This is a genomic window from Ensifer sp. 4252, from assembly GCF_050434565.1.
Classification (GTDB): Bacteria; Pseudomonadota; Alphaproteobacteria; order Rhizobiales; family Rhizobiaceae; genus Ensifer.
Genome location: NZ_JBNDIU010000001.1, coordinates 227,407 through 246,597 on the forward strand (window position 1 = coordinate 227,407; position 19,191 = coordinate 246,597).

The 19,191-nt window shown below is 59.1% G+C and carries 15 protein-coding genes; 1 reads left to right on the top strand and 14 read right to left on the bottom strand.

Features of this window, described 5'->3' with window-relative positions; translation table 11 throughout:
* Window positions 1-9 precede the first annotated feature (9 nt).
* From rplC to rpsL, 6 genes are all read right to left on the bottom strand, one after another.
* A complete protein-coding gene (gene rplC, locus ABIE33_RS01175; RefSeq protein WP_025426664.1) occupies window positions 10-696 on the bottom strand; it encodes a 50S ribosomal protein L3 in 687 nt (228 codons plus the stop codon).
* 140 nt (window positions 697-836) lie between these two features.
* A complete protein-coding gene (rpsJ, locus tag ABIE33_RS01180) occupies window positions 837-1,145 on the bottom strand; it encodes a 30S ribosomal protein S10 (RefSeq protein WP_003507767.1) in 309 nt (102 codons plus the stop codon).
* Window positions 1,146-1,460: 315 nt separating this feature from the next.
* Window positions 1,461-2,636 (bottom strand): elongation factor Tu, encoded by a 1,176-nt coding sequence (gene tuf, locus ABIE33_RS01185; RefSeq protein WP_077498427.1) that lies wholly within the window; start codon window positions 2,634-2,636, stop codon window positions 1,461-1,463.
* Between the two features lie 72 nt (window positions 2,637-2,708).
* Window positions 2,709-4,808, bottom strand: a complete 2,100-nt coding sequence (gene fusA, locus ABIE33_RS01190; RefSeq protein WP_429120366.1) for an elongation factor G — start codon at window positions 4,806-4,808, stop codon at window positions 2,709-2,711.
* A gap of 29 nt (window positions 4,809-4,837) precedes the next feature.
* A complete protein-coding gene (gene rpsG / locus ABIE33_RS01195; protein WP_025426662.1) occupies window positions 4,838-5,308 on the bottom strand; it encodes a 30S ribosomal protein S7 in 471 nt (156 codons plus the stop codon).
* A 79-nt stretch (window positions 5,309-5,387) separates the two neighbouring features.
* Complete coding sequence (gene rpsL / locus ABIE33_RS01200) at window positions 5,388-5,759, bottom strand: 30S ribosomal protein S12 (protein WP_003507760.1); 372 nt, start codon at window positions 5,757-5,759, stop codon at window positions 5,388-5,390.
* A 663-nt stretch (window positions 5,760-6,422) separates the two neighbouring features.
* Here rpsL and ABIE33_RS01205 point away from each other — a divergent pair.
* Window positions 6,423-6,719 (top strand): hypothetical protein, encoded by a 297-nt coding sequence (locus ABIE33_RS01205; protein ID WP_025426661.1) that lies wholly within the window; start codon window positions 6,423-6,425, stop codon window positions 6,717-6,719.
* A 121-nt stretch (window positions 6,720-6,840) separates the two neighbouring features.
* Here ABIE33_RS01205 and rpoC read toward each other — a convergent pair whose 3' ends face one another.
* The 8 genes from rpoC to secE all read right to left on the bottom strand — a co-directional run bounded on the left by rpoC (window position 6,841) and on the right by secE (window position 19,011).
* A complete protein-coding gene (gene rpoC / locus ABIE33_RS01210) occupies window positions 6,841-11,046 on the bottom strand; it encodes a DNA-directed RNA polymerase subunit beta' (protein ID WP_429120370.1) in 4,206 nt (1,401 codons plus the stop codon).
* Window positions 11,047-11,230: 184 nt separating this feature from the next.
* A complete protein-coding gene (rpoB, locus tag ABIE33_RS01215; protein WP_429120373.1) occupies window positions 11,231-15,370 on the bottom strand; it encodes a DNA-directed RNA polymerase subunit beta in 4,140 nt (1,379 codons plus the stop codon).
* 266 nt (window positions 15,371-15,636) lie between these two features.
* Window positions 15,637-16,014, bottom strand: a complete 378-nt coding sequence (gene rplL / locus ABIE33_RS01220; protein WP_025426658.1) for a 50S ribosomal protein L7/L12 — start codon at window positions 16,012-16,014, stop codon at window positions 15,637-15,639.
* Window positions 16,015-16,072: 58 nt separating this feature from the next.
* Window positions 16,073-16,591 (bottom strand): 50S ribosomal protein L10, encoded by a 519-nt coding sequence (rplJ, locus tag ABIE33_RS01225; RefSeq protein ID WP_429120376.1) that lies wholly within the window; start codon window positions 16,589-16,591, stop codon window positions 16,073-16,075.
* Between the two features lie 332 nt (window positions 16,592-16,923).
* Window positions 16,924-17,622 carry a 50S ribosomal protein L1 gene (rplA, locus tag ABIE33_RS01230; protein ID WP_429120379.1) on the bottom strand — a complete coding sequence of 233 codons (699 nt, stop codon included), beginning with the start codon at window positions 17,620-17,622 and terminating at the stop codon, window positions 16,924-16,926.
* A 4-nt stretch (window positions 17,623-17,626) separates the two neighbouring features.
* A complete protein-coding gene (gene rplK / locus ABIE33_RS01235; RefSeq protein ID WP_429120382.1) occupies window positions 17,627-18,055 on the bottom strand; it encodes a 50S ribosomal protein L11 in 429 nt (142 codons plus the stop codon).
* A gap of 208 nt (window positions 18,056-18,263) precedes the next feature.
* Window positions 18,264-18,794: a transcription termination/antitermination protein NusG gene (nusG, locus tag ABIE33_RS01240; protein ID WP_429120385.1), complete on the bottom strand. Its 531-nt coding sequence runs from the start codon at window positions 18,792-18,794 to the stop codon at window positions 18,264-18,266.
* A 16-nt stretch (window positions 18,795-18,810) separates the two neighbouring features.
* Window positions 18,811-19,011 (bottom strand): preprotein translocase subunit SecE, encoded by a 201-nt coding sequence (gene secE, locus ABIE33_RS01245; protein ID WP_025426653.1) that lies wholly within the window; start codon window positions 19,009-19,011, stop codon window positions 18,811-18,813.
* Between the last annotated feature and the right edge of the window lie 180 nt (window positions 19,012-19,191).

Genomic DNA, 19,191 nt, shown 5'->3' on the forward strand with positions numbered 1-19,191 from the left:
TCGGCTCCCTTACTTCGATGCTTCGGCGCGCACGGCCGCGGGGCGCGGTGCGCCTTCCGGGGTGCCCGACTTGATGGCGTCACGAACGACGATCCAGGCACCCTTGGAGCCGGGGACAGCGCCCTTGACCAGGATCAGACCGCGGTCTTCGTCGGTCGATACGACTTCGAGGTTCTGCGTGGTGACGCGCGTCTGGCCCATGTGACCAGCCATGCGCTTGCCCTTCCAGACGCGACCCGGATCCTGGTTGGAGCCGGTCGAACCATGCGAACGGTGCGATACGGAAACGCCGTGCGTTGCACGCAGACCGCCGAAGTTGTGGCGCTTGATGGCGCCGGCAAAGCCCTTACCGATCGTGGTACCGGTGACGTCGACGAGCTGGCCCGCAACGAAATGGTTGGCGGTCAGTTCGGAGCCGATGTCGATCAGATTGTCCGCGGAAACGCGGAATTCGACGAGCTTCGCCTTCGGTTCGACGTTGGCGGCAGCAAAGTGGCCGCGCATCGCCTTCGGCGTGTTCTTGACCTTGGCAGTGCCGGCGCCCAACTGGACAGCGGTATAGCCGTTCTTGTCGTCCGTGCGCTGGGCTACCACCTGGCAGTTTTCCAGCCGCAATACTGTTACCGGGATATGCTCGCCGGCGTCGTTGTAGACGCGCGTCATTCCCACTTTCTGTGCAATCACACCTGAACGCATCGGTTCATTCCTCTTGAGAGTTAACGTCGGGGCGAGCCCCTCCGCATCTCTTGTTTAAGGTCTCCCTCTGCTCCTTGCGGAACGTCGGGTCGCCCGTTTCTGGAAGCCGTTGGACCGAAGCCCACGTACCTTCCTTGTTATTAAAGCTTAATTTCCACGTCGACGCCGGCAGCGAGGTCGAGCTTCATCAGCGCGTCAACGGTCTGCGGAGTCGGATCTACGATATCGAGAAGGCGCTTGTGGGTACGCATTTCGAACTGCTCGCGGCTCTTCTTGTCGACGTGCGGCGAGCGGTTGACCGTAAACTTTTCAATGCGCGTCGGCAGCGGTACTGGACCGCGCACGCTTGCACCGGTGCGCTTGGCCGTCGACACGATTTCGCGCGTCGAGGCATCGAGGATCCGGTGATCAAACGCCTTGAGGCGGATGCGGATGTTCTGGCCGTTCATACGACTTATCCTTGTTCATGTTAGTTGCGATTTCCGTGGAGAAACACGCATTGAACTTCGTTTGATGTTCGGCCAGTCCGCTAATTTTTCAAAGATCGGAGGGACAAGGTTTCCCCTGCCCCTTCCTATTTGAGCGGCCGTGGCCGGCCTGTACTTTCGTGATCGCACTATGCCAACGCACCGTGCAAATCACGCTTGCGCGCCATTTGCACTATTTCGGCGTCGTCGGCAAGCCGTGCGACCAACTAAATCATGCTGGGCGGCTATGTCCGAGGCGCATAACGATGCGCCTCGTCTCATTCCGCCCGTCGCCGATTACTCGACGATCGAAGCGACGATGCCGGCGCCGACGGTACGGCCGCCTTCGCGGATAGCGAAGCGCAGCTTTTCTTCCATCGCGATCGGAACGATCAGCTCAACGGCAACCGTGACGTTGTCGCCAGGCATAACCATTTCCGTGCCTTCCGGAAGCGTGACGATACCCGTCACGTCCGTCGTGCGGAAGTAGAACTGCGGACGGTAGTTCGTGAAGAACGGCGTATGACGGCCGCCTTCTTCCTTCGTCAGGATGTAGGCTTCGGCCATGAACTTCTTGTGCGGCTTGACCGAACCCGGCTTGCACAGGATCTGGCCACGCTCAACGCCATCACGGTTAACACCACGGATCAGCGCGCCGATGTTGTCGCCGGCCTGGCCCTGGTCGAGCAGCTTGCGGAACATTTCAACGCCCGTAACCGTCGTCTTCGACGTGTCGCGGATGCCGACGATTTCAACTTCTTCGCCAACCTTGACGATGCCGCGCTCAACGCGACCGGTCACAACCGTACCACGGCCCGAGATCGAGAACACGTCTTCGATCGGCATCAGGAACGGCAGGTCGATCGGACGCTCAGGCGTCGGGATGTAGGCGTCAACAGCAGCCATCAGCTCGCGGATCGCGTCTTCGCCGATCTTCTTGTCCGAATCTTCAAGAGCAGCAAGTGCCGAACCCTTGATGATCGGAATGTCGTCGCCCGGGAATTCGTAGGACGACAGAAGTTCGCGAACTTCAAGCTCGACGAGCTCGAGAAGCTCGGCGTCGTCAACTTGGTCGACCTTGTTGAGGAACACGACAATTGCCGGAACGCCAACCTGGCGAGCAAGCAGGATGTGCTCGCGGGTCTGCGGCATCGGGCCGTCAGCAGCCGAGCAAACCAGGATCGCGCCGTCCATCTGCGCTGCACCGGTGATCATGTTCTTGACGTAGTCGGCGTGGCCGGGGCAGTCGACGTGCGCGTAGTGGCGGTTCGGCGTCTCATACTCAACGTGAGCCGTCGAAATCGTGATACCACGGGCCTTTTCTTCCGGAGCAGCGTCGATCTGGTCGTACGCCTTGTACTCGCCGAAGTACTTCGTGATCGCTGCCGTCAGCGACGTCTTGCCATGGTCAACGTGGCCAATCGTGCCAATGTTAACGTGCGGCTTGTTGCGCTCAAATTTGCTCTTTGCCATTTTCGGCTCTCCGTTTCCTGTCCCCTATCGGGGAAATCTTATCTAACTGTTTTCAGCGAAAGGGTATTCCGGTCACTTCTGACCGGAATACTTTGCCTGAATTTCCTGTGCGACGTTCGACGGGACCGGCGAGTAGTGATCGAAGGTCATCGTGTACTGGGCGCGGCCCTGAGACATCGAGCGCAGGTTGTCCACGTACTTGAACATGTTCGCCAGCGGGACGTTCGCGTTGATGACGACAGCAACACCGCGTGCTTCCTGGCCCTGGATCTGGCCACGACGCGAGTTCAGGTCGCCGATAACGTCACCGACGTAATCTTCCGGCGTTACGACTTCGACCTTCATCATCGGCTCGAGGAGCTGAGCGCCGGCCTTCTTGGCTGCTTCGCGGAAGCAAGCACGCGAAGCGATTTCGAACGCCAGAACCGACGAGTCAACGTCGTGGAAGGCACCGTCGATGAGCGTCGCCTTGACACCCAGCATCGGGAAGCCAGCCAGCGGACCCGAAGACAGAACGCTTTCGATGCCCTTCTGAACGCCCGGGATGTATTCCTTCGGAACAGCACCACCAACGATCTTGGACTCGAACTTGAACTCTTCGCCATCCGGGTTCGGTTCGAAGACGATCTTGACGCGCGCGAACTGGCCGGTACCACCGGACTGCTTCTTGTGCGTGTAGTCTTCTTCGTGCTGACGCGTGATGGTTTCGCGGTAGGCAACCTGCGGCGCGCCGACGGTTGCTTCGACCTTGAATTCGCGACGCATGCGGTCAACCAGGATGTCGAGGTGAAGTTCACCCATGCCTGCGATGATCGTCTGGCCGGACTCTTCGTCGGTCTTGACGCGGAACGACGGGTCTTCAGCAGCCAGGCGGTTGAGCGCGAGGCCCATCTTTTCCTGGTCGCCCTTGGTCTTCGGCTCGATCGCGATCTGGATGACCGGCTCCGGGAATTCCATGCGCTCGAGGATAACCGGCTTCAGCGGGTCGCAGAGCGTATCGCCAGTGGTGGTTTCCTTGAGGCCAGCCAGAGCCACGATGTCGCCAGCAAAGGCTTCTTCGATGTCTTCACGGCTGTTGGAATGCATCTGAAGCATACGACCGACGCGCTCGCGCTTTTCCTTGACCGTATTCATGACCGACGTGCCCTTTTCGAGCTTGCCGGAGTAGATGCGGGCGAAGGTGAGCGAACCGACGAAGGGGTCGTTCATGATCTTGAAGGCGAGCATCGAAAGCGGCTCGCTGTCGTCAGCATGACGCTCGGTCTCGGATTCCGTCTTGACGTCGATACCCTTGATCGCCGGGATGTCCAGCGGCGACGGCAGGTAGTCGACAACGGCGTCGAGAAGCGGCTGAACGCCCTTGTTCTTGAACGCGGTACCGCAGAACATCGGATGGAACTTCACGTCGATGGTGCCACGGCGAACGAGCGCGCGGATCTGCTCGTTGTCGGGCAGGTTGCCTTCCAGGTACGCTTCAGTGGCGGCTTCGTCGATCTCGACAACGGTCTCGATCAGAAGTTCGCGGTACTTCTGCGCTTCTGCCTTCATATCTTCCGGGATCTCGACGACGTCCCACTGAGCGCCGAGCGATTCGTCGCGCCAGATGAGTGCGTTCATCTCGATCAGGTCGATGACGCCCTTGAACTCGGTCTCAGCGCCGATCGGCAGCTGCATGACGACCGGGATCGCACCGAGGCGCGACTTGATCATCGAGACAGAGCGGTAGAAGTCAGCGCCGGTCTTGTCCATCTTGTTGCAGAAGATCATCCGCGGGACATTGTACTTCTCAGCCTGACGCCAGACGGTTTCCGTCTGCGGCTCAACACCGGCGTTGGCGTCGAGCAGCGCGATGGCGCCGTCGAGAACGCGCAGCGAACGCTCGACTTCGATGGTGAAGTCGACGTGGCCGGGGGTGTCGATGATGTTGAAGCGGCGGGTCTTGCCGTCACGGCCCTTCCAGAAGGTCGTGGTCGCAGCAGACGTGATGGTGATGCCGCGTTCCTGCTCCTGCTCCATCCAGTCCATGGTAGCGGCGCCGTCATGGACTTCGCCGATCTTATGGGACTTACCGGTGTAGTAGAGAATGCGTTCGGTCGTCGTCGTCTTGCCGGCGTCGATGTGCGCCATAATACCGAAATTGCGGTAGTCTTCGATTTTGTATTCGCGAGCCATAGGGACTCCCTTTCGAAATTGGTCGTCGATTACCAGCGGTAGTGCGAGAATGCACGGTTGGCGTCGGCCATCTTGTGCGTGTCTTCGCGCTTCTTGACGGCGCTGCCACGGTTGTTCGCAGCGTCCATGAGTTCGCCGCAGAGGCGATCAACCATGGTCGTTTCGTTGCGCTTGCGGGCAGCAGCAATCAGCCAGCGGATGGCGAGCGCCTGACGGCGTTCCGGACGAACGTCGACGGGAACCTGGTAGGTTGCACCACCAACGCGACGCGAACGGACTTCTACGTGCGGAGCAATGTTGTCGAGGGCCGAATGGAACACGGCAATCGGCTCCTGCTTCAGCTTGCCCTGAACGGCATCGAAGGCACCGTAAACGATGCTTTCAGCAACCGACTTCTTGCCATGAAGCATGATGGCGTTCATGAACTTGGTGACAACCAGATCGCCGAACTTCGGGTCCGGGTTGATCTCGCGCTTTTCTGCACTGTGACGACGTGACATACGTTTTGTCTCTCAACTGTTGACTGGCGCCTTAACACGCGGAGAACCTCGCGCAGCGCCGAATTCGTGAAACCCGAAATTACTTCGGACGCTTCGCACCATACTTGGAGCGGCGCTGCTTGCGGTTCTTGACACCCTGCGTATCGAGAACGCCACGGATGATGTGGTAACGGACACCCGGAAGGTCCTTTACGCGGCCGCCGCGGATCATAACAACCGAGTGTTCCTGAAGGTTGTGGCCTTCACCCGGGATATAGCCGATGACTTCAAAGCCGTTGGTCAGGCGAATCTTGGCGACCTTACGCAGAGCCGAGTTCGGCTTCTTCGGGGTCGTCGTGTAGACGCGGGTGCAAACACCACGCTTCTGCGGGTTTTCCTGCAGAGCAGGAACCTTGTTGCGCTTTACCTGTGCCTGACGCGGCTTGCGGATCAGCTGGTTTACGGTAGGCATGTAACCATCCCTTGCAAAATCTTGTCTCGTTACCCTTGCGGGCGGATCGTTGCCGTCGCCGGCGGTACGAACGCCTGTAAAATGCGCAAACGAGGACCGATCCGCTTTATCGCGGATGGCCCTACAAAAAGCAGAGGACACACCATTTCGCGCGTCATGCGTGCAGCATTTTTTGTAGTCAGCGTGCGTTTCGAACCTTGTTTGAGGCGAACTCCAGAACGCGACGTTCCGAACCAGCCAGCCTCACATGGGCTCCGATGCGGCGGGGTGTACTGATTTCAAGGCCGACAGTCAAGGGCAATTAACAAATATTCTCCGGCCAACAGGCCCGCCATGCCCGGAAAACAAGGGTTTGGCGCCTCTCGCGGTGGGTCAGGTTGACCCCACTGCACTTGAACACAGGCAGCTTCCGACAGGCTTAAGGAATCGGCAACCAGTTTGTGACGGTTTTCCACCGCCATGATTCTGCTCTACGGCGCCGCGCATCCAGCATGACGCGCAAAGGACGCTGTGGCGCCTTAAACTCGTTGCATAATTCCGTCCTTCAATCGATTTCGATCTATGGGATTCTGCAGTCGCCAAAGCCTGTGATCTTATAGCTATTTCTTTCGCACTGCACTGAAAAGGGCGCTAAAGTCAGCCACGCACTCGAAAGGATATTCAATGAGCGTCACGCCTGACAACGACAATGCACCGGACGAGCCGATGGTCTTTATCATCATCGGCAAGGCCTATGAGACCGACGGAGACGACGAAGGCGTCGACATTCACGTGATGTTGCGCGCACCCGACGACGATACGGCCGTGCGTGAGGCGCTGAACGCGCTCGCCGAGGAAGGCTTCCTGGAGGCCGACCTCGATCAGATCGGCACACTGACCGACGTGCCGAACGAGGAGCCGCATGCCTCGGCCTACCAGGGCGCCCTCGAAGGCGAAGTTGCGATCATCCGTTTCAGCTGAGGCCGTCGACGCCTGAGCGTCGCCTCCCCTTCCAGCCTTCCCCAATGAAAAAGCCGCCCGGATCGCTCCGGGCGGCTTTTTTTTGATTTGAGGAAACGAGGGCGAGAACGCCCTCCTCCCATTATTCGGCCGCTGCGTTTTCCTTCGCGAGATCGGCGAGCATCGGGGTTGCAACATCTGCGCCCGTGCCCTTGCGACGCTCTTCGAGAATCATCTCGTCGCGCGCCGTCGCGATGCGGCGGATCTGGGTCATCGTTCCGCCTGTACCAGCCGGGATCAGACGGCCGACGATGACGTTTTCCTTCAGACCCTGCAGACCGTCGACCTTGCCGGCGATCGCCGCCTCGGTCAGGACCTTGGTGGTTTCCTGGAACGACGCCGCCGAGATGAACGACGGTGTCTGCAGCGAGGCCTTGGTGATGCCGAGCAGGACCGGATCGCCGTATGCCGGCTTCTTGCCCTGTTCGATCAGGCCATCGTTGACGTCTTCGAGCTCGATGCGGTCGACATTGTCACCGACGATGTAGGTCGAGTCGCCGGCATCGGTGATTTCCACCTTCTGCAGCATCTGACGAACGATGACTTCGATGTGCTTGTCGTTGATCACAACGCCCTGCAGTCGGTAGACTTCCTGGATTTCGTTGACCAGGTAGGAAGCGAGTGCTTCCACGCCCTTGATCGCCAGGATGTCGTGCGGCGCCGGGTTGCCGTCGAGGATGTAGTCGCCCTTTTCGATGTAGTCGCCATCCTGAAGATGGAAAGGCTTGCCCTTCGGGATCAGGTATTCGACCGGCTCGACACCGTCTTCAGCAGGCTCGATCAGAACGCGACGCTTGTTCTTGTAGTCGCGGCCGAAGCGGATCGTACCATCAATCTCAGCGATGACGGCATGATCCTTCGGACGACGAGCTTCGAACAGTTCGGCAACGCGCGGCAGACCACCGGTGATGTCCTTGGTCTTGGCGCTTTCCAGCGGCGAACGTGCAAGCACGTCACCCTGGGAAACCTTCGTACCAGGCTCGACCGACAGAATGGCGTCGACCGAGAGCATGAAGCGGGCGTCGCCACCACGCGACAGCTTCATGACCGCACCGTTCTTGTCCTTGATGACGATCGCCGGCTTCAGGTCGGTACCGCGCGGCGTCGAACGCCAATCGATAACCTGACGCTTGGTGATGCCGGTGGACTCGTCGGTCGCTTCGAGCACGGAGATGCCGTCGACCACGTCTTCGAAGTGAACGGTACCTTCCACTTCCGTCATCATCGGACGGGTGTAGGGGTCCCACTCGGCAAGACGCTGACCGCGCTTCACCTTGTCACCATCGTCGACGAAGATCTTCGAACCGTAGGCGACACGCTGCGAGGAGCGCTCGACACCACGTTCGTCGAGGATCTGGACGGCCATGTTACGACCCATGGCGACGAGAATGCCGTCAGAGTTGCGCAGCATGTTGCGGTTCTTGATCTGAACCGTGCCTTCGTAGGACGCTTCCAGGAACGACTGGTCAACCACGGTCGCCGTACCGCCCAAGTGGAAGGTACGCATGGTGAGCTGGGTGCCCGGTTCACCGATCGACTGTGCCGCGATAACGCCAACCGCTTCGCCCATGTTGACCGGCGTACCACGTGCCAGGTCGCGGCCGTAGCAGACGCCGCAAACGCCCGTCTGGATTTCGCAGGTCAGCGCCGAACGGATGCGGATCGACTGGATGCCAGCCTTTTCGATCTCGATGACGTCGGGTTCCAGGATCATCCGGCCGGCGTCGACGAGACGAACGCCCGTGACCGGGTGATCGATGTCGTCCAGAGCCGTACGGCCAAGAATACGAGCGCCAAGCGAAGCCACAACCTGACCGGCATCGACGATCGCCGTCATGGTGAGGCCGTTTTCGGTGCCGCAATCGACGGAGTTGACGATGCAGTCCTGCGCCACGTCGACGAGACGACGGGTCAGGTAACCCGAGTTCGCGGTCTTCAAGGCGGTGTCGGCCAGACCCTTACGGGCACCGTGGGTCGAGTTGAAGTACTCGTTAACGGTCAGACCTTCCTTGAAGTTCGAGATGATCGGCGTCTCGATGATTTCACCCGACGGCTTGGCCATCAGGCCGCGCATGCCGCCCAGCTGACGCATCTGGTTCGGAGAACCACGGGCGCCGGAGTGCGACATCATGTAGATCGAGTTCATCGGCTTCTGACGGCCGTTGTCGTCGAACTCCACCGCCTTAATGCGGGCCATCATTTCGTCGGCGACCTTTTCAGTCGCCTTACCCCAGGCGTCGACAACCTTGTTGTACTTTTCGCCCTGGGTGATGAGGCCGTCATTGTACTGCTGCTCGTATTCCTTCACGAGCGCTTCAGTATCGCCGACGATCTTCACCTTGGTGTCCGGAATGACCATGTCGTCCTTGCCGAACGAAATGCCAGCGCGGCAAGCATGGGCAAAGCCGAGCTGCATGATGCGGTCACAGAAGATGACCGTGTCTTTCTGACCGCAGTGACGGTAGACCGTGTCGATCATCTTGGAGATGTTCTTCTTGGTCATTTCCTGGTTGCAGGTCTCAAACGGCACGTTGACGTTGCGCGGCAACAGTTCGCCGATGATCATACGGCCAGGCGTGGTTTCGTAGATCTTCGAAACCGGGTTGCCCTCGGCGTCGACGGTCTTGAAGCGGCCACGGATCTTGGCGTGCAGTGTCACGGACTTGGTTTCGAGCGCGTGATGCAGCTCGCCCATGTCCGAAAACGCCATACCTTCGCCCGGTTCGTTCTGGTTCAGGATCGACAGATAGTAGAGACCCAGAACCATGTCCTGCGACGGAACGATGATCGGCGCGCCGTTAGCCGGGTGCAGAATGTTGTTCGTCGACATCATCAGCACGCGTGCTTCGAGCTGCGCTTCAAGCGACAGCGGCACGTGAACAGCCATCTGGTCGCCGTCGAAGTCGGCGTTGAAGGCCGTGCAGACAAGCGGGTGCAACTGGATAGCCTTGCCTTCGACCAGGGTCGGTTCGAAGGCCTGGATGCCCAGGCGGTGCAGCGTCGGTGCGCGGTTCAACAGAACCGGATGCTCGCGGATGACCTCGTCGAGGATATCCCAGACTTCCGGCTTTTCCTTTTCGACGAGCTTCTTGGCCTGCTTGACGGTCGAGGAATAACCCTTGGCGTCGAGGCGGGCGTAGATGAACGGCTTGAACAGTTCGAGCGCCATCTTCTTCGGAAGACCGCACTGGTGCAGCTTCAGTTCCGGACCGGTCACGATGACCGAGCGGCCGGAATAGTCGACGCGCTTGCCGAGCAGGTTCTGACGGAAGCGGCCCTGCTTGCCCTTGAGCATGTCGGACAGCGACTTCAGCGGACGCTTGTTGGCGCCGGTGATGACGCGGCCACGACGGCCGTTGTCGAACAGCGCGTCCACAGATTCCTGCAGCATGCGCTTTTCGTTGCGGATGATGATGCCCGGTGCGCGCAGTTCGATCAGACGCTTCAGACGGTTGTTACGGTTGATCACGCGGCGATAAAGATCGTTCAAATCCGACGTCGCGAAACGGCCGCCATCCAGCGGCACGAGCGGACGCAGATCCGGCGGGATCACCGGAACGACCTTCATGATCATCCATTCCGGACGGTTGCCGGAATCCATGAAGTTCTCGACGATCTTCAGCCGCTTCATCAGCTTCTTCTGCTTCAGATCCGAGGTGGTCTCGGCCAGATCCGAACGCAGATCGCCAGCGATCTTTTCGAGGTTCATCGAAGCGAGCATTTCATAGATCGCTTCAGCACCGATCATCGCGGTGAACTGATCTTCGCCGAACTCATCGACGGCGAGCATGTAGTCTTCTTCGCTGAGGAGCTGGTTTTCCTTCAGCGACGTCAGACCAGGCTCGGTGACGATGTAGTTCTCGAAGTAGAGAACGCGCTCAACATCCTTCAGCGTCATGTCGAGCAGCGTCGAAATGCGTGATGGCAGCGACTTCAGGAACCAGATGTGGGCAACGGGAGCAGCGAGCTCGATATGACCCATGCGCTCACGGCGAACGCGCGACAGCGTGACTTCGACGCCGCACTTTTCGCAGATGATGCCCTTGTACTTCATGCGCTTGTACTTGCCGCACAGGCATTCGTAATCCTTGATCGGACCGAAGATACGTGCGCAGAAAAGACCATCGCGTTCCGGCTTGAACGTGCGGTAGTTGATCGTCTCCGGCTTCTTGATCTCACCGTAAGACCAGGAAAGAATCTTCTCCGGCGAGGCGATCGAAATCCGGATGGAATCGAAAGTCTGTGCAGGCACCTGCGGATTGAAAAGATTCATGACCTCTTGGTTCATGCCTGTCTCCTTTACGGGCTTAACGCCCTGAGCTTGGCGAGGGTGCCGACAAATCCCGGGCGCCGGCCCCTGCCCCATAAACAGCTAAAACCGCATTTGATGCGGCCCCGTTCCTCTCGCTTGCCAATGAAGCCTTGCGGAGGAAGCGGTGCGCGCCGCGACGCGGCACGCACCTTGATGTTTCTTATTCGGCTGCGTCGGGCAGCTGTGCTGCACCGAGTTCGTCGACCTTGGTGTTCTCGAGTTCGACCGAGAGGCCCAGCGAGCGCATTTCCTTGACGAGAACGTTGAAGCTCTCCGGAATACCCGCTTCGAAGGTGTCGTCGCCACGGACGATCGCTTCGTAGACCTTTGTACGACCGGCCACGTCGTCCGACTTCACCGTCAGCATTTCCTGCAGGGTGTAGGCGGCGCCGTAGGCTTCGAGAGCCCAGACTTCCATTTCCCCGAAGCGCTGACCGCCGAACTGCGCCTTGCCGCCCAGCGGCTGCTGGGTAACGAGCGAGTAAGGACCGATCGAACGGGCGTGGATCTTGTCGTCGACAAGGTGGTTCAGCTTCAGCATGTAGATGTAGCCGACGGTCACCTGGCGGTCGAACTGATCGCCGGTACGGCCATCATAAAGCGTCGACTGACCGGTTACCTTCAGGCCCGCCTGCTCCAGCATCTCGTTGACGTCGGCTTCGACAGCACCGTCGAAGACCGGCGTTGCGATCGAAACGCCGCGACGGGTCTGCTCGGCAAGCCGTACGATCGACTCATCGTCGTACTGCTTGATCGGCTCACCCTTCGGGCCCGACCCGATGACGCTGTCGATGGTGTCGCGCAGCGGCTGGATATCGGCACCTGCCTTGTAGGCATCGAGCATCGCGCCGATCTTCTTGCCCATGCCGGCGCAAGCCCAGCCAAGATGGGTTTCGAGGATCTGGCCGACGTTCATGCGCGAAGGCACGCCGAGCGGGTTCAGAACGACGTCGACGTGCGTACCATCTTCCAGGAACGGCATGTCTTCGATCGGCACGATACGCGACACGACACCCTTGTTGCCGTGACGGCCGGCCATCTTGTCGCCCGGCTGGATCTTGCGCTTAACAGCGACGAAGACCTTGACCATCTTCATAACGCCCGGAGGCATTTCGTCGCCGCGCTGGACCTTTTCGACCTTGTCCATGAAGCGCTGTTCAAGGCGCGACTTGGATTCGTCGTACTGGGCGCGAAGCGCTTCGATCTCGCCCTGAGCCTTTTCGTCTTCGATGGCAAACATCCACCACTGCGAGCGGGGATATTCGCTGACGACGAGGTTGGACAGCTCAGTGCCCTTCTTGAAGCCCTTCGGACCTGCAACCGCGGTGTGACCGCGCAGCATGTCGACGAGACGTGCGTAGACGTTACGATCCAGGATCGCCTGTTCGTCGTCGCGGTCCTTGGCGAGGCGTTCGATTTCCTCGCGCTCGATCGCCATCGCGCGCTCGTCTTTCTCAACGCCGTGGCGATTGAAGACGCGAACTTCGACGACGGTGCCGAACGTGCCCGGAGGCATGCGCATGGACGTGTCGCGGACGTCGGACGCCTTTTCACCGAAGATGGCGCGCAGAAGCTTTTCTTCCGGTGTCATCGGGCTTTCGCCCTTCGGCGTGATCTTGCCGACCAGGATATCGCCCGGCTGAACTTCAGCACCGATGTAGACGATGCCGGCTTCGTCGAGATTACGCAGCGCTTCTTCCGAAACGTTCGGAATGTCGCGGGTAATTTCTTCCGGGCCGAGCTTGGTGTCACGCGCCATCACTTCGAATTCTTCGATGTGGATAGAGGTGAACACGTCGTCGCGCACGATGCGTTCCGAGAGCAGGATCGAGTCTTCGTAGTTGTAGCCGTTCCACGGCATGAACGCGACGAGCGCGTTGCGGCCGAGTGCCAGATCGCCGAGATCGGTCGACGGACCGTCAGCGATAATGTCGCCCTTGTTCAGGACGTCACCGACGGTGACCAGCGGACGCTGGTTGACGCAGGTGTTCTGGTTGGAACGCTGGAACTTCTGCAGACGGTAGATATCGACGCCCGACTTCGACGGATCGAGGTCTTCGGTGGCGCGGATAACGATACGCGTCGCATCGACCTGGTCGACGACACCGCCGCGGCGGGCTGCGATAGCAGCGCCGGAGTCGCGGGCAACGACCGGCTCCATGCCGGTACCGACGAACGGAGCTTCGGCGCGCAGCAGAGGCACGGCCTGACGCTGCATGTTCGAGCCCATCAGTGCGCGGTTGGCGTCGTCGTTCTCGAGGAACGGAATGAGCGCCGCGGCGACCGAAACGAGCTGCTTCGGCGAAACGTCCATCAGGTTGATGTTGTCGCGCGGTGCCAGCATAACTTCGCCGGAATGGCGGCAAACGACGAATTCTTCCGAGAACGAACCATCGTTCTCGAGAACCGAGTTTGCCTGGGCGACGTGGTACTTCGCTTCTTCCATCGCCGACAGATAGACGACGTCGTTCGTCACCTTGCCGTCAACGATCTTGCGGTACGGGCTCTCGATGAAGCCGTACTTGTTGACGCGGGCAAAGGTTGCAAGCGAGTTGATCAGACCGATGTTCGGGCCTTCCGGCGTTTCAATCGGGCAGATACGGCCATAGTGCGTCGGGTGAACGTCGCGGACTTCGAAGCCTGCGCGCTCGCGGGTCAGACCACCCGGGCCAAGTGCCGAAAGACGGCGCTTGTGGGTGATTTCCGAAAGCGGGTTCACCTGGTCCATGAACTGCGACAGCTGCGACGAGCCGAAGAATTCGCGGACGGCTGCTGCAGCCGGCTTGGCGTTGATCAGGTCCTGCGGCATGACGGTGTCGATTTCGATCGACGACATGCGTTCCTTGATCGCGCGCTCCATGCGCAAGAGACCGAGGCGGTACTGGTTTTCCATCAGTTCGCCGACAGAACGAACACGGCGGTTGCCGAGGTTGTCGATGTCGTCGATTTCGCCCTTGCCGTCACGCAGTTCGACCAGCATCTTGACAACAGCCAGGATGTCTTCCTTGCGCAGGATACGGACGGTATCGGCCACTTCAAGGTCGAGACGCATGTTCATCTTCACGCGGCCGACGGCCGAGAGATCGTAGCGCTCGGCATCGAAGAACAGCGTGTTGAACATGGCTTCCGCAGAATCCATGGTCGGCGGTTCGCCCGGACGCATCACGCGGTAGATATCGAACAGAGCGTCCTGACGGTTCTCGTTCTTGTCTACGGTCAACGTGTTGCGGATGTAGGCGCCGACGTTGATATGGTCGATGTCGAGAACCGGGATTTCGTCGAAGCCGGCCGACAGAATGACGGGAAGCGTCTTCTCGTCGATCTCGTCGCCTGCCTCGAGGTAGATTTCGCCGTTCGCGAAGTTGACGATATCTTCGGCAAGGTAGTTGCCATAGAGGTCGTCATCGGTCGCCTTGAGGGCCTTCAGGCCCTTATCCTGCAACTGGCGAAGCAGGCGCGGCGTCAGCTTCTTGCCAGCTTCGACAACCACTTCACCGGTGTCGGCGTCGACCATCTCGGTGATCGCCTTCTGGCCCTTCAGCGCATCCGGCTGGAACGGCACGCGCCAGCCTTCGCCGTCGCGCTGGTAAAGCGACTTCGTGTAGAAGGTGTCGAGGATTTCCTCGCCGTCCATGCCAAGCGCCATCAAAAGCGAAGACACGGGGATCTTGCGGCGGCGGTCAATACGGGCGTGGACGATGTCCTTGGCGTCGAACTCGATGTCGAGCCAGGAACCACGATACGGGATCACACGGGCCGCAAACAGCAGCTTGCCGGAAGAATGGCTCTTGCCCTTGTCGTGGTCGAAGAACACGCCCGGAGAGCGGTGCATCTGCGAAACGATAACGCGCTCGGTGCCGTTGACGATGAAGGTACCGTTGTCGGTCATGAGCGGCATGTCGCCCATGTAGACGTTCTGTTCCTTGATGTCCTTGATCGACTTCGCGCCGGTATCCTCGTCAATATCGAACACGATCAGGCGCAGGGTCACCTTGAGGGGTGCCGCGTAGGTCAGATCGCGCTGACGGCATTCTTCGACGTCGAACTTCGGCTGTTCGAATTCGTAGGAAACGAACTCGAGCATCGAAGCGCCGGAGAAATCCTTGATCGGGAAAACCGACTTGAAAACGGCTTGAAGGCCCTCATCAGGGCGTCCGCCCTTGGGCTCTTCAACCATCAGAAACTGGTCGTAGGATGCCTTCTGAACCTCGATGAGGTTCGGCATTTCTGCGACTTCTGGAATTTTACCAAAAAACTTGCGTACGCGCCTGCGACCGTTAAACGAAAGGGTCTGAGCCATCGTCGCTCCTTGTCAATCTTGCATCCGGGCCTGCAACGGACGGGAACCGATGGCCAGTCGATCCCGTCAATCAATGAGTCGTTCAATCTCGTCTAACTAGCGGAAAACGCCCAGCGCGGATTGCTGTGCTGAATCCCGTTCGAGACCATCCTCTTGAAGAACCCATTACCCAAAAGCCGTTTTGCGACAGGCCTTTGGGTAATATGTTCTAAAAACGGTCAAAGAGAGGCGGCCAGAATGGCCACCTCCCCTTGCAAAATGCCGAATTACTTGACGTCAACCTTGGCGCCAGCGTCTTCGAGCTTCTTCTTGAGGTCAGCAGCTTCAGCCTTGGAAACTGCTTCCTTGACCGGCTTCGGAGCGCCTTCGACCAGGTCCTTGGCTTCCTTGAGGCCGAGACCGGTGATCGCGCGGACTTCCTTGATGACGTTGATCTTGTTGGCGCCAGCGTCAACGAGGATAACGTCAAACTCGGTCTTTTCTTCTTCGACCGGAGCAGCAGCGCCAGCGCCGCCAGCAGCAGCAACAGCTACGGGAGCAGCTGCAGAAACGCCCCACTTCTCTTCGAGCAGCTTGGAAAGCTCAGCAGCTTCCAGGACGGTCAGCGAGGAGAGGTCTTCAACGATCTTTGCGAGATCAGCCATTTTACTTTTCCTTTTGTTCGGTTCGAACTGGTTTTAAATACAACAGCGAAAATCCGCCTTAGGCGGCTTCGTCCTTCTTGGCATAGGCGGCGAACACGCGGGCAAGCTGGCTTGCCGGTGCTGCAACAACCGTAGCAATGCGGGTTGCCGGGGCATTGAGAAGGCCCAGCAGCTTTGCACGCAGCTCGTCCAGCGAAGGCAGGGTCGCAAGCGACTTGACTGCTTCGGCGGTGAGCGTGGTTGTTCCCATGGAGCCACCGAGCACAACGAGCTTGTCGTTGGTCTTGGCGAAATCCATGACGACCTTAGGAGCCGTGATCGGGTCTTGGCTGAATGCGATCAGCGTCTGACCCTTGAAGAGATCTGTCATCCCTTCCGACTCGGTGCCCTGAAGAGCGATCTTGGCCAGGCGGTTTTTCGCGACTTTGACGGTGCCGCCAGCAGCGCGCATCTTCGAACGGAAGTCGTTCATCTGCGCAACTGTGACACCAGCATAGTGGGCCACGACAACCGAACCGGAAGCCTTGAAGACTTCGTTCAGCTCCGTGACGAATTCGCGTTTTTCCGCTCTTTCCACTGTCTGTCTCCAGTTGACAGGGTTGCATGAACTGCAGCCCCTGCCGGGTTTGCCTTTGTCACCAGGGATCTCAAAAAAGATCCCAAGTAACGCTTGAGGATCCTGTCCCTTGGCGTTCCCGGAAAGCCGGGTCTGACACAAGGCAAGCGAGGCTCGAACCGAATTTCGACGCCTCCGGCGTCATTGTGAAATTCAGATCTTACCCGTCTCATGCAGGCCGAAGTGATTAAGGTAAAACCACCCGCAATCTCGGACAGGAGTTCCGGATCGAAATCCGGATTTCCGGCCCCGAAGGGCCGGAAATTCTGTCTCGGGCCGAAGCCCGAAATTCGTTAGGCGACGCTGAGCGTTGCCGGGTCGATCTTCAGGCCCGGGCCCATGGTCGACGAAATCGCTACGCGCTTGACGTAGTTGCCCTTGGCGCCGGCCGGCTTGGCCTTGACGACCGCGTCAGCGAAGGCGCGGATGTTTTCTTCCAGAGCCTTGACGTCGAACGAGGCCTTGCCGATACCGGCGTGGATGATACCAGCCTTCTCGACGCGGAACTCGACAGCGCCGCCCTTGGATGCCTTGACGGCACCGGCAACGTCCATGGTGACCGTTCCAACCTTCGGGTTCGGCATCATGCCGCGCGGGCCGAGAACCTTACCGAGGCGGCCGACGAGCGGCATCATGTCCGGAGTCGCGATGCAACGATCGAAGTCGATCTTGCCGCCCTGAACGATTTCGACGAGCTCTTCAGCGCCGACGATGTCTGCACCGGCAGCCTTGGCTTCGTCAGCCTTGACGCCACGTGCGAACACGGCAACGCGAACCGTGCGGCCCGTGCCATTCGGCAGGTTGACGACGCCGCGAACCATCTGGTCGGCGTGGCGCGGGTCAACGCCGAGGTTCATCGCGACTTCAACAGTCTCGTCGAACTTGGCAGTTGCACGTTCCTTGACCAGCGAAACGGCTTCGGTGAGGCCGTAGATCTTGGTCGGGTCAATGCCCTCGCGGGACTTCTGTACACGCTTTGCAATCTTCGCCATGGTCTTAGCCCGCCACTTCCAGGCCCATGGAGCGGGCAGAGCCCTCGACCATCGCCATTGCGCCTTCGATATCGGCCGCGTTGAGGTCCTTCATCTTGGCCTCTGCGATCGTGCGGATCTGAGCCTTGGTGATCGAGCCAGCTTTGGCCTTACCTGGGGTCTTCGAACCGGAGGTGATCTTCGATTCCTTCTTCAGGAAGTAGCTGACCGGCGGCTGCTTCATGATGAAGGTGAACGACTTGTCCTGGTAATAGGTGATGACGACCGGGATCGGCATACCCTTTTCCATTTCCTGCGTGGCGGCATTGAACGCCTTGCAGAATTCCATGATGTTAATGCCACGCTGACCGAGTGCAGGACCGATCGGCGGGGACGGATTGGCCGACCCTGCCTTCACCTGCAGCTTGAGCTGGCCTGCAACTTTCTTAGCCATTTCTCTCTGCCTCTCATTGCCCCATCTCGACGGATCGAAACGAGGAACTGTTGCGCCGGTTTCCCGACATTCTGCCGATCAAGGATCGGCGGCTGCGGTTGCGTGGTACGGACCCTTCGTCCCGGCTAAGGCCGACGTCCTTCCACGCGCATGCGGATCTCTCCGCCAGGGCAGGCCGAAACGACTTGCCCAACCTCTTTTGATCTTCTCAGACCTTCTCGACCTGGCTGTATTCCAGTTCGACCGGGGTCGCACGGCCGAAGATCGATACCTCGACCTTCAGGCGCGACCGCTCCTCGTCGACATCCTGAACGATGCCGTTGAACGAGGCGAACGGACCATCCGAGACGCGAACCTGCTCGCCGATCTCGAAGGAGACGGACGGCTTCGGACGCTCGACACCATCCTGGACCTGGCCGAGGATACGATCGGCTTCATGGTCCGGGATCGGAACCGGTTTGCTGTCGGTGCCGAGAAAGCCAGTGACCTTCGGCGTATTCTTGATGAGGTGATACGCCTCATCCGTCAGGTTGGCGCGCACCAGGACATAGCCCGGAAAAAACTTGCGCTCGGCATCAACCTTGCGGCCGCGACGAACCTCAACAACCTTCTCGGTCGGAACGAGGATCTTCTCGAACAGGTGCTGAAGGCCCTTCTGCTTGGCCTTTTCCTCGATCGATTCAGCAACCTTCTTTTCGAAATTCGAATAGGCGTGAACAATATACCAGCGTGCAGCCATACTACCCTCCACCCAATCAAGCGCCAGCGTTGAGGACTAGGCCAATCAGCCAACCCATCAACTGGTCCGCAGCAAAGAAGAAGGCAGCGGCAAAAAAGACCATGACAAAAACCATCAGCGTCGAGATCATCGTCTCGCGCCTGGACGGCCAAGTTACTTTCGACGCCTCTGAGCGAACCTGCTGCAGAAACGTAAACGGATTCGTTTTGGATGCCATGTAATGCTCACGCCATTACGGCGCGTAAAGCCGATGATTCAGCCCCACGCACCGCGTGTCTGTTTGGACCCTACATAAAGACCGATTCCATAAATCACAAGAGGCATTCGGTCTTTTCTGTGAATTTCGATGGTCGGCTTATCCGACCTCCTTCCACCCTACCCGGCTTCAAGCCGCTTG

Bases quoted from the DNA above. Each gene is read 5' to 3' on its own strand.
- rplC (WP_025426664.1), bottom strand. From the start codon at position 696: ATGCGTTCAGGTGTGATTGCACAGAAAGTGGGAATGACGCGCGTCTAC.
- rpsJ (WP_003507767.1), bottom strand. From the start codon at position 1,145: ATGAACGGCCAGAACATCCGCATCCGCCTCAAGGCGTTTGATCACCGG.
- tuf (WP_077498427.1), bottom strand. From the start codon at position 2,636: ATGGCAAAGAGCAAATTTGAGCGCAACAAGCCGCACGTTAACATTGGC.
- fusA (WP_429120366.1), bottom strand. From the start codon at position 4,808: ATGGCTCGCGAATACAAAATCGAAGACTACCGCAATTTCGGTATTATG.
- rpsG (WP_025426662.1), bottom strand. From the start codon at position 5,308: ATGTCACGTCGTCACAGTGCAGAAAAGCGCGAGATCAACCCGGACCCG.
- rpsL (WP_003507760.1), bottom strand. From the start codon at position 5,759: ATGCCTACCGTAAACCAGCTGATCCGCAAGCCGCGTCAGGCACAGGTA.
- ABIE33_RS01205 (WP_025426661.1), top strand. From the start codon at position 6,423: ATGAGCGTCACGCCTGACAACGACAATGCACCGGACGAGCCGATGGTC.
- rpoC (WP_429120370.1), bottom strand. From the start codon at position 11,046: ATGAACCAAGAGGTCATGAATCTTTTCAATCCGCAGGTGCCTGCACAG.
- rpoB (WP_429120373.1), bottom strand. From the start codon at position 15,370: ATGGCTCAGACCCTTTCGTTTAACGGTCGCAGGCGCGTACGCAAGTTT.
- rplL (WP_025426658.1), bottom strand. From the start codon at position 16,014: ATGGCTGATCTCGCAAAGATCGTTGAAGACCTCTCCTCGCTGACCGTC.
- rplA (WP_429120379.1), bottom strand. From the start codon at position 17,622: ATGGCGAAGATTGCAAAGCGTGTACAGAAGTCCCGCGAGGGCATTGAC.
- rplK (WP_429120382.1), bottom strand. From the start codon at position 18,055: ATGGCTAAGAAAGTTGCAGGCCAGCTCAAGCTGCAGGTGAAGGCAGGG.
- nusG (WP_429120385.1), bottom strand. From the start codon at position 18,794: ATGGCTGCACGCTGGTATATTGTTCACGCCTATTCGAATTTCGAAAAG.
- secE (WP_025426653.1), bottom strand. From the start codon at position 19,011: ATGGCATCCAAAACGAATCCGTTTACGTTTCTGCAGCAGGTTCGCTCA.